This window comes from Microbacterium sp. SORGH_AS_0862, assembly GCF_030818795.1.
GTDB lineage: Bacteria > Actinomycetota > Actinomycetes > Actinomycetales > Microbacteriaceae > Microbacterium.
Genome location: NZ_JAUTAY010000001.1, coordinates 3078483 through 3092737 on the forward strand (window position 1 = coordinate 3078483; position 14255 = coordinate 3092737).

Genomic DNA, 14255 nt, shown 5'->3' on the forward strand with positions numbered 1-14255 from the left:
GTGTCTGTGAGAACCGCACGATCACGAGCGCTCCGGGCCGCGGCCGCCGGAATTGTGCTTGCCTTGGCGGGAACCTTTCTCGCCGGCTGCAGCAGCGACGGCCGCGAGACGATCCGGTTCACGTTCAGCAAGCGGGAAGCGCTCGACTTCATGAACGGCGTCGTCGAGGCGTACAACGCCTCCCAGGATCGCGTCCGCGTCGAGATGGACACATCGGGGGTGGACGTCGTCTCGGCGAGCTTCGTTCGGGGCAATCCGCCTGACATCATGCTCGCCAACTACAACTACGAGACCGCGCGGTTCGTGCAGCGGTGCGCGCTGACCGACCTGAGCGGCACCACCGCCGCCTCCACCACACGGGACGACCTGCAGACGCTCATGGACCAGTACGGCTCCTGCTCCGGGCGCGTCAGCGCGCTGCCCTACTCGGTGATGGCGGCGTCGGTCATCTACAACAAGGAGCTGTTCGCACAGGCGGGCGTCACCGTCCCCACCACCTGGGACGAACTCTTGGCCGCGTGCGAAAAGCTCGAGGCGGCCGGCATCACGCCGTTCTACGCCACGTTCAAGGATGACTGGACGGTGGGTCAGGGTTGGTACGACTATGCCGTCGGCGGGTCGGTCGACGTCGTCGACTTCTTCAACCGACTCGCCGCCGAGGGCGACGGGGTCGGGCCGGACTCGGCAACCTCGTTCGAGAGGGACTTCGCTCAGCCGCTCGAGAAGATGACCCAGCTGACGTCTCAGTTCGTGAACCCGGATGCCGCCAGCCGTGGCTACGGCGATGGCAATCGCGCCTTCGCGAAGGGCGAGGCCGCGATGTATCTGCAGGGGCCGTGGGCCTTCAGCGAGATCGCGAAGACCGCACCGGATCTGGAACTCGGCACATTCCCCCTGCCGATGACCGACGACCCGTCCGATCGTCGGGTACGCGTCAACATGGACTTGGCGGCGATGATCCCTGAGGGGTCACGCCATCAGGAGGCGGCGCGAGACTTCCTGGAGTACCTCTACGAACCCGAGACGATCGAGGCGTACAACGCTTCACAGCTCGGATTCACCCCCATCACGGATGCGCCGATGCCGGATGATCCGCGCATCGCCGGCATGATTCCCTTCTACACGGCCGGCGAGGTCTATCAGGGGCCGTCCGTGCTCGTGCCGAAGACGATTCCGATCTTCAACTATGCGCAGGCCGTCGTGCTGGGGGCGAGCCCGCAAGCCACCTTGCGAACGATGGACGCCGACTGGGCGCGCCTCGCTTTCCGCGCGCCCGCACCCACGACCGAGACGGAGGAGTCCGGGCAATGACCACATCGACGATCGTCACCGGCGGTGACCGCAGGGCGCGGCGGAGCACCCGCCGCGTCGAGCCGATCTACTACCTCTTCCTCCTCCCCAGCCTGGTGCTGTTCACTCTCGCGATCACCGTGCCGGGTGTCGTCGGCATCTTCTTCAGCTTCACGGACTCGATCGGCATCGGCGAGTGGCGCTTCACCGGACTCACCAACTACATCGCGATGTTCAGCGATCCGGCGATCCTGCAGAGCTACGTGTTCACGATCGGGTTCTCGATCGCCACGGTCATCGTCGTCAACGTGGCGGCATTCCTGCTCGCCGTCGGACTGACCGCCCGCATCCGCCTGAAGACCGCTCTGCGCACAGTCTTCGTGATCCCGATGGTCATCTCGGGCATCATCATCGCCTACGTCTTCAACTTCCTCTTCTCCAACTCTCTGCCTGCGCTCGGCGAAGCGGTCGGCATCCCCGCGCTCTCCACGAGCCTCCTCGCGAATCCCGATCTCGCATGGATCGCGATCGTGATCGTGACGGCCTGGCAGGCGATTCCGGGCACACTGCTCATCTACATCGCCGGCCTGCTGGCGGTTCCCGGTGACGTGTACGAGGCTGCCTCGCTGGACGGCGCCTCCAAGCGTCAGCAGCTCGTGCGGATCACTCTGCCTCTCGTGGCCGGTTACGTCGTGATCAACGTGATTCTCGGCTTCAAGGGCTTCCTGAACGCCTACGACATCATCGTGGGCTTGACCAACGGCGGACCCGGCACCGCCACCCGCAGCGTCGCGATGACGATCATCGCGGGGTTCAACGGCGGCGACTACGCGTATCAGATGGCGAACGCGACCATCTTCTTCGTCGTCGCCATCCTCATCTCCCTGCTCCAGCTGTCGCTGACTCGCGGAAGGAACGCCTTCTGATGTCCACGCAACCCGCCCTCGTCTCCGAGGATGCCGCAGCCTTCGCGCCGGATCGTGTCCGCAAGAACGCGCCGGTGCGCGGCGAACGCGTCAGTTGGTCGACGACGATCATTCTGGTCCTCTGCGCCGTCACCGTCCTGCTGCCGCTCTATGTCACCATCTCGATGTCTTTGAAGACGACCGCCCAGGCCGTCGACGGCGATGCGTTCTCGCTTCCCGCGCCCTTCAGCCTCGAAGGCTTCATCCAGGCATGGAACCTCACAAAGTTCCCGGTGGGCGCCGGGATCTCGCTCCTAGTGACGGCAGGCACCGTGGTGGCGACGATCCTGCTCGCCGCGTTCGCGTCGTACGCGATCGTCCGCAACTGGGATCGCAGGCTGTTCCGGTACTCGTTCTTCTACCTGCTGGCCGCGATGTTCATCCCGTTCCCCGTGGTCGCTCTGCCGCAGATCCAGCTCACGGGCCGCGTCGGCCTCGACAATCCGTTCGGTGTGATCATCCTGGCGACGATGTTCCAGCTGAGCTTCAGCGTGCTGCTGTTCACCGCTTTCCTGCGCTCGATTCCGCTGGAACTCGAAGAGAGTGCGCGTATCGACGGTGCGACGACATGGCAGACCTTCTGGAAGCTGATCTTTCCGCTGCTCGCGCCGATGAGCGCAACGGTCGGCATCTTCGCGTTCCTCTACGCGTGGAACGACTTCATGATGCCGTCGTTGATCATCTCCGACCCCGCGCTGCAGACCCTGCCGGTGCGTCAGAACCTCTTCCAGACGCAATTCAGCAACAACTACAACGTGTCGTTCGCCTCTTACCTCATGGCGATGGCGCCCGCGATCCTCGCCTACCTCTTCACCCAGCGATGGGTTATGGAGGGCGTGACGCAGGGTGCTGTCAAGGGCTGATCGTCCGCTTCACCGCTCGACCACCGAATCGCGAAAGGTCCCGCATGTCTGCCGTACTGTCCGCCTCCGACCATGGCGAGCTCACCCGATCGAACGACCGCGACTGGTGGCGCCAGGCCGTCGTCTATCAGGTCTACCCCCGCAGCTTCGCCGACGCCGACGGCGACGGGATCGGCGACCTTCGAGGCATCCTGTCCAGAGCCGACTATCTGGCCGCGCTCGGAGTGGATGCCGTGTGGCTGAGTCCCTTCTACCCCTCCGAGTTGGCAGACGGGGGATACGACGTGGCGGATTACCGTGACGTCGACCCCCGTCTGGGCACCCTGGCCGACTTCGACGAGCTGGTCGCTGCGCTGCACGAGCGCGGCATCCGCATCGTCGTGGACATCGTGCCCAATCACACGTCCGACAAGCACGAGTGGTTTCAGGAGGCCTTGGCGTCCGGCCGCGGCTCCGCCGCCCGAGAGCGCTACATCTTCCGCGAGGGCACGGGACCCGACGGCTCTGAGCCGCCCACGGACTGGACGGCCGCCTTCGGGGGGTCGGCGTGGGAGCGCGTCGCCGACGGACAGTGGTACCTGCACAGCTTCGCGATCGAACAGCCCGACCTCGACTGGAACCATCCGGAGGTGCGCGAGGACTTCCTCAGGACGCTGCGGTTCTGGTCGGACCGAGGTGTCGACGGCTTCCGTATCGACGTCGCCCACATGCTGACGAAGGATCTCCGCGACCCGCTCCCTTCGGCCGCAGAGCTCGCCGCGATGCCGATCGACGGCACACATCCGTTGCTCGACCGCGACGACGTACACGAGATCTACGCCGAATGGCGTCGACTGTTCGACTCGTACGATCCGCCCCGGACAGCCGTCGCCGAAGCGTGGGTCGCGACCGACCGCGTGCCGAAGTACGCGAGCCCCGAGAGCCTGGGGCAGTCGTTCAACTTCGACCTGCTGCGAGCGGGGTTCGATGCTGCACAGTTCCGCGAGATTGTCACGGACAACATGTCCTTGGCAGCCCGATCGGGTTCTTCGAGCACGTGGGTGCTGTCGAACCACGATGTGTTCCGTCACGCGACCCGTTACGCGTTGCCGCTGATCGAGGAGACCGACGAATCGGTGCCGAACAGGCACGGCGGCGGCTGGCTCGAGGCCGGTGCCGACGAGACCGTCATCGACCGCGCCGGCGGCGTACGCCGTGCGCGGGCCGCGTCGATGTTCCTGCTGGGGCTGCCCGGATCGGCGTATCTCTACCAGGGGGAGGAGCTGGGTCTGCACGAGGTCGCAGAGATTCCTGCGAACCAGCGTCAGGACCCGACCTTCTTCCGCACACACCAGGCGCAGTACGGACGTGACGGATGCCGCGTGCCGCTGCCCTGGACGCGTAGCGGTTCCTCGTTCGGCTTCGGTGCGGGCGGTGCGCACCTCCCGCAGCCCTCGTGGTTCGCGGACTCCTCGGTCCAAGCGGAAGAGGAGGACCCGTCATCCACGCTCTCGCTCTATCGTCGCGCGATCGCGCTGCGTCACGAGCTCGTCGCGGACGAGGATCTGGAGTGGGTCGAGACCGGCCGGGACGACGTCCTCCACTTCCGTCGCCCCAACGGCTGGGAGATCGTGACGGTCTTCGGGCCGATGCCCTTCGGGCTCGCTCCGGACTCGGCTCGACGCGTCGTGTTGTCCAGCGCGGCGATCGACGGGCACCTCGTGCCGGGCGAGACGACGGTGTGGCTCGCGGGCGGGTGAGGACGACCGACCGATGCTCGTGACCGCCGCGCCGATAGTGTCGGGGGATGCGCTCCTCCTCTCACGTCTTAGCCGTCGCGGTGCTCATTGCATCGTTCGGCCTGACGGCCTGCTCCGCCCCTTCGTCCGACGTCACGGCAAGTCCTATTGCGAGCTCGGCTGCTCCGGCTGAACCGACGTTCGCTGTGGGGGCGGTCGTCGATGCGGCGACCGCGCAGGAGATCGGCATGGCTGGCAGTCAGCGCGCGTATCCCATGGCCGACGGCAGCTTCGTCGTCGTCGACCGGGGAGAGCCGTTGCCGGAGGCGGTGCAGGCGGACATCGACGCGAAGGCCGTCGCGTTCTCCGAGGCATGGGGCAGCGACGCGCAGTCGGCCGCGACGTCGGCCTCGCTGCGGGCCCGGGAGAAGGTCATGGCGGACGCGTCGGGGGGCACGGGCAAGCGCCCCATCCTCATCTTGAAGATGACCGCCTACGAGACTGCGGAGGCCGAGATGCCGACGACGTTCTGGATGGTCAACGGGGCCGGCCCCGCGCCGGACGCCGTCCGGCGCTCACGCGAGGAGATGACCGCCATCGTGAACGAGTGGCTCGCCCAACAGGACGACCCGGACCTTTACGTCGTCATCCACGGCTGAGGATCCGCGGGCGCTGCCTAGCTGGGGTGCTCCGAAAGAGTTCACGTCGAGGGGCGATCGAGGGGGCCGAAGAGTGCCTGCCAGAGCCACTGCGTCGCAACCTCGATCGAGGGCAGCGGGTCGCGAGCGAGCCAGGCGGTGATGACGCCGAGGGCGCTGCCGGTCACGCTCGCCGCGACGACGTCCACCGGGAGTCCGTCGAACACCGACGGCGCTCCCTGGCGCACCGCGTCGCCCACGATGCCTTGGACGCGCGCGCGCAACTGCGCCGCGACGGCGAGCGAACCGTGCTCGCCGAGCACGAGTCGGTAGAGGTCGGCGTTGTCGGCGATGTGTCGCAGATACGTCGTGAGCTCGGCGGGCGGCTGGCTGATGTCGCGCGGGTCCACGGAACGGATGATCCGGCTCGATACGTCGTCGACGGCCGACTCCAGCGCGTCGGCGAGAAGCTGGTCCTTGTCGGCGTAGTGCTGGTAGAAGCTGCTGCGATTCACCGCCGCCTCGGCCGCGATGTCGGCCACGGTGATCGCGTCGAGCGGACGCTCGCGGGCGAGATCCAGCAGTGCGTTCTGCAGACTCGCTCTCGTGCGCGCCACGCGGGGATCCATCCCGCCATCTTGTCAGAGCGACGGCTCGCTGCTGAGAGTTCTCCCACACGTGATGGTTTTGCAACACGTGTCGGATATCCTCGACGAGGCTCGATGGTGCGCCGCATCCCACCCACCCCTCGGAAAGGCACGTCGTGGCCCAACTCCTCTACCGGCTGGGGCGCTTCTCGGCGCGCCGCGCCTGGATCGTCCTCGTCGCCTGGGTGATCGCCCTGGGCATCGCGGCCGGCTCGTTCGTCGCTTTCGGCGGCACACTCGCCACCTCGTTCAGCATCCCCGGCACCGAGACGGAGCGTGTCAACGACCGGCTCGCCGACGCTCTGCCCGACCTCACCGGGGCCAGCGCCCCCGTCGTGTTCCAGACCGACGGTCAGCCGTTCACCGACGAGCAGAAGGCCGACATCTCCTCGCTGCTGAAAGACGTCGCCGGCATCGACGGCGTCGCAGGCACGGTCGACCCGTTCCAGACGGAGGCGCAGCGCGCCGACCAGGCCTCACAGCTGGCGTCCGGCGCTGATCAGCTCGCCCAAGGCGAGAGCCAGTTGGATGCGGCGAAGCAGCAGCTCGACGCGGGCCAGACGCAGTTGGACGCCGCGATCGCCCAGGCGCAGGCGGCGGGCGTCTACGCCCAGGCCGAAGCGCAGTTCGCGGCCCAACAGGCGCAGATCACCGCGGGTCGGGAGCAGATCGACGCGTCACGCGCTCAGCTCGAAGCGCAGAAGCCGCAGCTCGAGGCGGGTCAGGAGCTGCTCGACGCCGCATCCGACATCCGCACGGTCTCGACCGACGGTGCCACGGCTCTCGGCAATGTGTCCTTCACGAAGGACATGTTCTCGTTGCCGCAGGAGACCAAGACGGCGGTCGCCGACCGCCTCAAGAGCGCTGACATCCCCGGCGTCAGCATCGACTACTCCTCGACGATCGCCCAGTCGACCGACGGCCTCATCGGAGTCGGCGAGCTCGTCGGTGTGCTCATCGCGGCGCTGGTGCTCGCCTTCATGATGCGGGCGCTGCTGCCCGCCATCACACCCCTCATCGGCTCGCTCATCGGTGTCGGTGTCGGCGTCGCCGGATCCCTCGCGTTCTCCGACGTCGTGGACATGGCGTCCGTGACGCCCATCCTCGGTGTCATGCTGGGCCTCGCCGTCGGCATCGACTACTCGCTGTTCATCGTGAACCGTCACCGCAAGCAGGTGCTCGAGGGCATGGAGATCGGCGAGTCGATCGGTCTCGCCAACGGAACGGCCGGCAACGCCGTCGTCTTCGCAGGCACGACGGTCATCATCGCCCTCATCGCCCTACTCGTCACCGGTGTGCCGTTCCTGGGTGTGATGGGCGTCGTGGGCGCGGCGTGCGTGTTCGTCGCCGTCCTCGTGGCGATCACGGTCACGCCCGCCCTGCTCGGGCTCATGAAGCTGCGGGTGCTGCGCCGCGGGCTGCGCGCGAAGGTCGGGCACCCCGATCATGCGCCGGCCGAGCTGCGGCCCATGCGCACCGGTCGTGTGGTGGCCGCAGGCGCGGCGGCGATCATCGCCCTGCTCGTCATCGCGATCCCCGCCCTGTCGATGCGCCTCGGGCTGCCCGATGGGTCCTCGGAGGCCACCGACACGACCCAGTACCGCGCCTACACGGCGGCGACCGAGGCTTTCGGCGCCGGTGTCAACGGCCCGCTGCTCGTCGTCGCCGAGACCCCGCAGCCGGTGGCGGAGGCCGACCGTGTCACGACGCAGGCAGATGTCGCCCGTACGCTCATGGCGCAGGACGACGTGGATGCGGTTGCACCGATCGCCGTTTCGGACGACGGCCGAACCTTCGCGTTCCAGGTGGTTCCGCAGGACGGGCCCGCCAGCGAGTCGACAGAGACGCTCGTGCACGACCTTCGCGCCCTCTCGCCGCTGGACGGTGACATCGAACTCGGTGTCGCGGGCCAGGCCTCGGCAAACATCGACGTGTCGCAGAAGCTGGCCGACGCGCTGCCCGTTTACCTCGCCGTGGTCGTGGGCCTCTCGCTCGTCATCATGGTCCTGGTGTTCCGGTCGATCCTCGTGCCCATCATCGCGACCGCCGGCTACGTGCTGTCCCTGTTCGCCGCGCTCGGCGCCGTCACCGCGATCTACCAGTGGGGCTGGCTGAGCGATGTCTTCGGCGTGCACGATCCCGGCCCGGTGCTGAGCTTCGGACCGATCATCCTGATGGGCGTGCTCTTCGGCCTCGCGATGGACTATCAGCTCTTCCTCGTCTCGGGCATGCGCGAGGCGTACGTCCACGGTGCGCCGGCGCGCGCCGCCGTCGTCGCCGGCCTGCGCGGAGGGCGCGCGGTGGTCACAGCCGCGGCGATCATCATGATCTCCGTCTTCGGCGGCTTCGTCTTCAGCCACCTGGCGATGGTGCGGCCGATCGGCTTCGGGATGGCGATCGGTGTGCTCTTCGATGCATTCGTCGTGCGCATGGTGATCGTCCCGGCGCTCATGCATCTGTTCGGGCGCGCGGCGTGGTGGCTGCCGCGCTGGCTCGACCGCATCCTGCCCGATGTGGACGTCGAGGGCGCGGCGCTCGAACGCGCTCACCCCGTGCAGCACTGACCTTGCGCGACGCCGAAGAAGGGGTGACCACCGTCTGGTGGGCACCCCTTCTTCCGTGTGCTCGTATCAGGTCGCGTCGCCGACGAGGACGGCGACGCCCTCTTCGGCCGCATCCGCCGGCCGCTGATCGATGCGACGCAGTGCGCGGCGGCCGAGCGCGATCGTCAGCGCCGCGATCACGATCGATGCGGCGGCCACGAGGTACGGCACGGTCGCGTTCGAGGCGTGCCACAGCCATGCGGCGAGCGGGGGAGCGGCCGCTCCGCCGAGGAAGCGGACCGCCGAATAGGCCGACGATGCGACGGCGCGGGGAAGGTCCGTGGCCTCCATGACCGCTTCGGTCAGCACGGTGTTCATGACGCCGAGAAGCAGGCCCCCCACGATGATGCAGGTCACCAGCGCGGCGGAGTTCGCCACGAGGATGCCGCCGACGACGAGATCGATGGCAAGCAGCGGCAGGACGACCAGCATGACGCCCGACCGGGTGAATCGGCGCAGCAGCAGCGGGGCGACCCACACGCTCGTGACGGCCAGTGCGACGCCCCACCCGAAGAAGGTGAAGCCGATGCCCATCGCGCCGAATCCGAGCGGGAAGGGCGAGAACGCCAACAGGGTGAAGAAGCCGATGTTGTAGAACAGGGCTGCCACCGCGAGCACCGCGAGAGCGGGTTTGCCGAGCGCGCGGAACGGAGCTGAGAGCGGCACGGGCGTGCGCGTCTCCTTCGGGCCGCGCAGAAGCACGGCGACGGCGATGAAGGCGATCGCCATCAGCACGACGACGCCGAAGAACGGTCCGCGCCAACTGACCTCACCGAGCAGGCCTCCCAGGAGTGGGCCGACCGCGATGCCGACACCCAGGGCGGCCTCGTACAACACGATCGCCGCGGAACTGCCGCCGCTGGCGGCCCCCACGATCGTCGCGAGCGCCGTGGAGATGAACAGGGCGTTGCCCAGACCCCACCCGGCGCGGAAGCCGATGATGGCGTCGACACTGCCCGACAGCGCGCTGAAGAGCGAGAAGACCACGATGAGGGCGAGGCCCGCCAGCAGGGTCGCCTTCGCGCCGATGCGGCTCGAGATCCAGCTCGTGACCAGCATCGCGAGGCCCGTCACGAGCAGGTAGCTCGTGAAGAGGAGTTCGGTCTCAACGGGAGTAGCCTCGAGCGATTCGGCGATCGCCGGAAGGATCGGGTCGACGAGGCCGATGCCCATGAATGCCACGACGCACGCGAACGCGACGGCCCATACCTGTGCGGGCTGACGCCAGACGGAGGTGGTCGCCCCGTTCATCGTGCCGCCCCCGCGAAAGCGTCCGTGCGCGACATCAGGATGCGGGATGCGTGCTCGAGGGCGGACCACTCCGCGTCGTCGAGGTCTGTGAACAGCGGCTCGAGCGCCTCGCCGAGCTGCGTGCGCCACGCATCCATCGCCTCCGACCCTGCGGGCGTGATCGAGACGAGCGTCACGCGCGAGTCCTCCGCATCGCGCTCGCGGTCCACGAGGTGGAGGTCGGCGAGCTGGCCGACCAGACGCGTCATGCCGGGCTGCGTGGTGCGGCTCAGCCGTGCGAGGTCGCCCACGCGCTGCGGGCCTTCCTTCTGCAGGATGCTGAGCGCGCGCCACTGGGCGGCGGGCGCATCGTTCTGTGTCGTGACGGCGGCGACGCGGGTAAGCGCGTGTGCGGCGACGACGATCCTTTCGATGGCTTCGGCTTTTCGCATGCTATAAGTATATACCTCAGATATATACATGACGCGGATGCGGCCATCGCGGTGCGCAGGAGCGGCGCCGCCGTGGGCGCCGTACGCTGGGACGATGACTTCCGACGATATCGTGATCGTTGCTGCCGCCCGCACGCCGCAGGGGAGACTGAAGGGGCAGCTCTCTTCGATTCCTGCCCCTCAGCTCGGTGGGATCGCCATCCGCGGCGCCCTGGCGCAGGGACAGATCCCCGCATCCGCCGTCGACGCTGTCCTCGTCGGTCAGGTGCTCCCGGCCGGTACGGGGCAGAACCCGGCCAGGCAGGCAGCGATCGCTGCAGGGCTCGGCTGGGACGTGCACGCCGCGGGCGTCAACAAGGTCTGCCTGTCCGGACTCACCGCCGTCATCGACGCCGCCCGGATGATCCGCGTGGGCGATGCATCGGTCGTGGTCGCCGCGGGGATGGAATCGATGAGCCGTGCGCCGCACCTGCTGACCGGCTCGCGCGACGGATACGCGTACGGCAGCGTCGAGGTGCTCGACCACATGGCCTACGACGGCCTCACCGACGCGTTCGACCGCGTGAGCATGGGCGAGTCGACCGAGCGTCGCAACGCCGACTACGAGGTCACGCGTGCCGAGCAGGATGCGGTCGCCGCCCGGTCGCACCAGCGCGCCGCCGCCGCGGCGGAGGCCGGACTTTTCGACGCCGAGATCGTGCCCGTCGAGGTTCCGCAGCGCCGGGGTGAGCCCATCGTCATCACTCACGACGAGGGCATCCGCGCCGACACCTCCGAGGAGGTGCTCGCAAAGTTGCGTCCCGCCTTCGCCGAGGGCGGGACCATCACCGCGGGCAATTCGTCGCAGATCTCCGACGGCGCATCAGCCGTCGTGCTCACCACGCGCAGCCACGCCGATGCGCAGGGGTGGAAGGTGCTTGCGGCGCTCGGCGCGAGCGGCCAGGTCGCCGGGCCCGACAACTCGCTGCACGCGCAGCCGGCCCGCGCCATCGCTCAGGCGCTCGAACGGCAGGGACTCGCCGCTTCCGATCTGGATCTCGTCGAGATCAACGAGGCCTTCGCCGCCGTCGTCGTCCGCTCGCAGCGCGAGCTCGGGATCTCCGACGAGGTCGTGAACCCGCAGGGCGGCGGCATCGCCCTGGGGCACCCGATCGGCGCGTCGGGCAATCGTCTGGTCGTCCACGCCGTGCACGAACTCGTGCGCCGTGAATCCGGTACCGCAGCGGTCGCGCTGTGCGGCGGCGGCGGTCAGGGCGACGCGCTCATCCTCGTGCGCTGACGACCGCGCGGCCGATGGCGTCAGCGGCGCAGACGCTTGCGGAGCAGCTTCGTCTCTTCGCCCGAGACGGGGGAGTCGCCGGCGGCCACGTGCCCGCGCTTGGCGCGGAAGGTGTCGACGATCGCGCCGATGGCGAGGGCGAGCGTGATGCCCCAGCTGACCCATGCCAGCGCCGTCCGCCAGGTGAAGGGCTCCTCGTTGTTGCGCAGCCCTCGAAAGAGGGTCGCGCCCCCGAGCAGGGCGCTGAACAGACCGGAACCGAAGAGGTAGGAGCGCATGGGCCCACGCTATCGCGGGAGGATACCCCCTCGCTCGGGGCTTGCGCGAACCCCTGGAGGCCCTGCACGCCGCTGTTAGCCTGAGTGGCATCCCGAGAGACCAGGAGTGCTCGCGTGCCGCAAGCAGAGTTCGTCGTCGTCGCCAATCGCCTTCCCGTCGACCGAGACGCCGACGGCGGATGGCGTCGCAGCCCCGGCGGGCTGGTCACGGCGCTCGAGCCCGTGATGCGCAAGAGCGACGGCGCCTGGGTCGGGTGGGCCGGAAAGCCCGACCTCGAGCTCGAGCCGTTCGACGCCGAGGGCACCCACCTCGTGCCGATCACTCTCAGCGCCGAAGAGGTCGAGCTGTACTACGAGGGATTCTCGAACGACACGATCTGGCCGCTCTACCACGACGTGATCGCCGCTCCCCGGTACCGCCGCGAGTGGTGGAACGCGTATGTCGCCGTCAACCGCCGGTTCGCCGAGGCGGCTGCGGAGGTCGCGGCCGTGGGCGGCACGGTGTGGGTGCAGGACTACCAGCTGCAGCTCGTGCCGCAGTTCCTCCGCGAGCAGCGACCCGACCTCACGATCGGTTACTTCCATCACATTCCGTTCCCCGCATACGGCCTGTTCTCGCAGCTGCCGTGGCGCCGTCAGGTGCTTGAAGGGCTGCTCGGTGCCGACGTCATCGGCTTCCAGCGGGTGGCGGATGCGGGCAACTTCGCCCGCGCGGTGCGTCGCCAGCTGCGCTACGAGACGAAGTCGACGGGGATCAAGGTCCCGCAGGCCGACGGCTCCGTGCGCATGGCGCTCGCCAAGGCGTTCCCGATCTCGATCGACGTGGCCTCCTACGTCGAGCTGGCCGAGCGGCCGGAGATCCAGGCGCGCGCCCGCGAGATCCGCGAAGAGCTCGGCAATCCGCGCCACATCCTGCTCGGCGTCGACCGGCTCGACTACACGAAGGGCATCCGCCACCGGATGAAGGCCTTCGGAGAGCTGCTGCAGGACGAGCGGCTCTCCGTCGAGGACGTCACCCTCGTGCAGGTCGCGAGCCCGAGTCGCGAGCGCGTGGAGACCTACCAGCAGCTGCGCGACGAGATCGAGCTCACCGTGGGGCGCATCAACGGCGACTACGACACCATGGGCCACACCGCCATCCGCTACCTCCACCAGGCGTTCCCCAAGGAAGAGATGGTGGCCCTGTACCTGGCCGCCGACGTCATGCTCGTCACGGCGCTGCGCGACGGCATGAACCTCGTCGCCAAGGAGTACGTCGCGAGCCGCATCGACAACCGCGGCGCGCTCGTGCTGAGCGAGTTCGCCGGCGCGGCCGACGAACTCGGCAGCTCGCTTCTCGTGAACCCCCACGACATCCAGGGCCTCAAGGACACGATCGTCCGGGCGATCGAGATGACGCCGGGTGAGCAGGGGCGCCGGATGCGGGCGCTTCGCCGGCGTGTGCGCGAGCACGACGTCGAGGACTGGTCGCGGGAGTTCCTCGCCGCTCTCGCGGGGATCCGGGGGAGCGGCACGGTATGACCGACCTGGAGAGCCTCGCGCGCACCCCGCGCCTTCTCGTCGCGCTCGACTTCGACGGCACGCTCTCGCCTCTCGTGGACGAGCCGATGTCGGCGCGGATGATCCCTGCGGCGCGGCGTGCGCTGGACGCCCTCGCCGCGCTGCCCGCCACCGACGTGGCGCTCGTGTCGGGACGGTCGCTGGCCGATCTCCGTGTGATCAGCGAGCACGCCGACGACTCGCTCTTCCACCTTGCGGGCTCCCACGGTGCCGAGACCTGGGACCCCGGTGCGCGAACGGGACAGGACGACGCCGACGATCTCGTTGATCGGGAGCTCCTGGCCGAGCTCGTGGCGGCGGTCGAGCGGATCGTCGCGTCTGTCGACGGGGCGTGGGTGGAGCCGAAGGCCTTCGGGCTCGGCCTGCACACGCGCCTCGCCCGCCCGGATGCGGCGCAGGAGGCCCAGCGCGAGGTCGACGCCCTCCTCGCCGAGCGGGCACCGAACTGGCGGCGGCGCACCGGCCGCGACATCCTCGAGTTCGCGTTCCGGCACGAGGGCAAGGACCAAGCGGTCGCGGCGCTGCGAGAGCGGCTCGGTGCGACGGCTGTGCTGTTCGCGGGCGACGATGTGACCGATGAGGACGCGCTGCGTTCGCTCGGAGAGGGCGACCTCGGCGTGCACGTCGGGACGGGCGACAGCGCCGCATCCGTGTCCGTCGAAGACCCCGCAGCACTGGCCGCGCTCCTCGACCGGCTGGCCGGGCTGCGGGCTCAGCGTTGACGGCTCGGCG

Annotated in this window: 13 protein-coding genes; 9 read left to right on the plus strand and 4 right to left on the minus strand. The window is 68.6% G+C overall.

Features of this window, described 5'->3' with window-relative positions; all coding sequences use genetic code 11:
- Genes QE377_RS15155 through QE377_RS15175 form a run of 5 tightly spaced genes read left to right on the plus strand, consistent with a single transcriptional unit; the run spans position 1 to position 5495 of the window.
- Positions 1-1311: an ABC transporter substrate-binding protein gene (locus tag QE377_RS15155; RefSeq protein ID WP_373459538.1), complete on the plus strand. Its 1311-nt coding sequence runs from the start codon at positions 1-3 to the stop codon at positions 1309-1311.
- On the plus strand, positions 1308-2216 hold the full coding sequence (locus QE377_RS15160) for a carbohydrate ABC transporter permease (RefSeq protein ID WP_307324834.1): 909 nt from the start codon (positions 1308-1310) through the stop codon (positions 2214-2216). The genes QE377_RS15155 and QE377_RS15160 overlap by 4 nt, the downstream gene beginning before the upstream one ends.
- Positions 2216-3118 carry a carbohydrate ABC transporter permease gene (locus QE377_RS15165; RefSeq protein ID WP_307324836.1) on the plus strand — a complete coding sequence of 301 codons (903 nt, stop codon included), beginning with the start codon at positions 2216-2218 and terminating at the stop codon, positions 3116-3118. Before QE377_RS15160 ends, QE377_RS15165 begins: the two co-directional genes overlap by 1 nt.
- Positions 3119-3162: 44 nt before the next feature.
- On the plus strand, positions 3163-4857 hold the full coding sequence (locus tag QE377_RS15170) for a glycoside hydrolase family 13 protein (RefSeq protein WP_307324839.1): 1695 nt from the start codon (positions 3163-3165) through the stop codon (positions 4855-4857).
- Between the two features lie 47 nt (positions 4858-4904).
- A complete protein-coding gene (locus QE377_RS15175; RefSeq protein ID WP_307324843.1) occupies positions 4905-5495 on the plus strand; it encodes a hypothetical protein in 591 nt (196 codons plus the stop codon).
- 41 nt (positions 5496-5536) lie between these two features.
- Here QE377_RS15175 and QE377_RS15180 read toward each other — a convergent pair whose 3' ends face one another.
- Positions 5537-6103, minus strand: a complete 567-nt coding sequence (locus tag QE377_RS15180; RefSeq protein WP_307324846.1) for a TetR/AcrR family transcriptional regulator — start codon at positions 6101-6103, stop codon at positions 5537-5539.
- A 134-nt stretch (positions 6104-6237) separates the two neighbouring features.
- Between QE377_RS15180 and QE377_RS15185 the strand changes: the two genes are divergently transcribed.
- Positions 6238-8685: an MMPL family transporter gene (locus tag QE377_RS15185; RefSeq protein WP_307324849.1), complete on the plus strand. Its 2448-nt coding sequence runs from the start codon at positions 6238-6240 to the stop codon at positions 8683-8685.
- A 66-nt stretch (positions 8686-8751) separates the two neighbouring features.
- Here the strand turns inward: QE377_RS15185 and QE377_RS15190 are convergent, their stop codons facing one another.
- Together QE377_RS15190 and QE377_RS15195 are read right to left on the minus strand one after the other, a co-directional pair.
- The gene (locus QE377_RS15190; protein WP_307324852.1) at positions 8752-9975 is read right to left on the minus strand and encodes an MFS transporter; all 1224 of its coding nucleotides are present in this window, start codon (positions 9973-9975) and stop codon (positions 8752-8754) included.
- On the minus strand, positions 9972-10406 hold the full coding sequence (locus tag QE377_RS15195; RefSeq protein ID WP_307324855.1) for a MarR family winged helix-turn-helix transcriptional regulator: 435 nt from the start codon (positions 10404-10406) through the stop codon (positions 9972-9974). Before QE377_RS15195 ends, QE377_RS15190 begins: the two co-directional genes overlap by 4 nt.
- 94 nt (positions 10407-10500) lie before the next feature.
- Between QE377_RS15195 and QE377_RS15200 the strand changes: the two genes are divergently transcribed.
- A complete protein-coding gene (locus QE377_RS15200) occupies positions 10501-11685 on the plus strand; it encodes an acetyl-CoA C-acetyltransferase (protein WP_307324858.1) in 1185 nt (394 codons plus the stop codon).
- Between the two features lie 20 nt (positions 11686-11705).
- Here the strand turns inward: QE377_RS15200 and QE377_RS15205 are convergent, their stop codons facing one another.
- Positions 11706-11963 carry a hypothetical protein gene (locus tag QE377_RS15205; protein WP_307324860.1) on the minus strand — a complete coding sequence of 86 codons (258 nt, stop codon included), beginning with the start codon at positions 11961-11963 and terminating at the stop codon, positions 11706-11708.
- Between the two features lie 114 nt (positions 11964-12077).
- Between QE377_RS15205 and QE377_RS15210 the strand changes: the two genes are divergently transcribed.
- Together QE377_RS15210 and otsB are read left to right on the plus strand one after the other, a co-directional pair.
- Positions 12078-13484 carry a trehalose-6-phosphate synthase gene (locus tag QE377_RS15210; protein ID WP_307324863.1) on the plus strand — a complete coding sequence of 469 codons (1407 nt, stop codon included), beginning with the start codon at positions 12078-12080 and terminating at the stop codon, positions 13482-13484.
- Entirely contained in the window at positions 13481-14245 is a 765-nt protein-coding gene (gene otsB, locus QE377_RS15215; RefSeq protein WP_307324866.1) for a trehalose-phosphatase, read from the plus strand. Before QE377_RS15210 ends, otsB begins: the two co-directional genes overlap by 4 nt.
- The last annotated feature ends 10 nt before the right edge of the window (positions 14246-14255 follow it).

What these genes read in the sequence shown, in the direction of transcription:
- QE377_RS15205 (WP_307324860.1), bottom strand. Translation starts at nt 11,963, where the DNA reads ATGCGCTCCTACCTCTTCGGTTCCGGTCTGTTCAGCGCCCTGCTCGGG.
- QE377_RS15190 (WP_307324852.1), bottom strand. Translation starts at nt 9,975, where the DNA reads ATGAACGGGGCGACCACCTCCGTCTGGCGTCAGCCCGCACAGGTATGG.
- QE377_RS15165 (WP_307324836.1), top strand. Translation starts at nt 2,216, where the DNA reads ATGTCCACGCAACCCGCCCTCGTCTCCGAGGATGCCGCAGCCTTCGCG.
- otsB (WP_307324866.1), top strand. Translation starts at nt 13,481, where the DNA reads ATGACCGACCTGGAGAGCCTCGCGCGCACCCCGCGCCTTCTCGTCGCG.
- QE377_RS15175 (WP_307324843.1), top strand. Translation starts at nt 4,905, where the DNA reads ATGCGCTCCTCCTCTCACGTCTTAGCCGTCGCGGTGCTCATTGCATCG.
- QE377_RS15160 (WP_307324834.1), top strand. Translation starts at nt 1,308, where the DNA reads ATGACCACATCGACGATCGTCACCGGCGGTGACCGCAGGGCGCGGCGG.
- QE377_RS15180 (WP_307324846.1), bottom strand. Translation starts at nt 6,103, where the DNA reads ATGGATCCCCGCGTGGCGCGCACGAGAGCGAGTCTGCAGAACGCACTG.
- QE377_RS15200 (WP_307324858.1), top strand. Translation starts at nt 10,501, where the DNA reads ATGACTTCCGACGATATCGTGATCGTTGCTGCCGCCCGCACGCCGCAG.
- QE377_RS15195 (WP_307324855.1), bottom strand. Translation starts at nt 10,406, where the DNA reads ATGCGAAAAGCCGAAGCCATCGAAAGGATCGTCGTCGCCGCACACGCG.
- QE377_RS15170 (WP_307324839.1), top strand. Translation starts at nt 3,163, where the DNA reads ATGTCTGCCGTACTGTCCGCCTCCGACCATGGCGAGCTCACCCGATCG.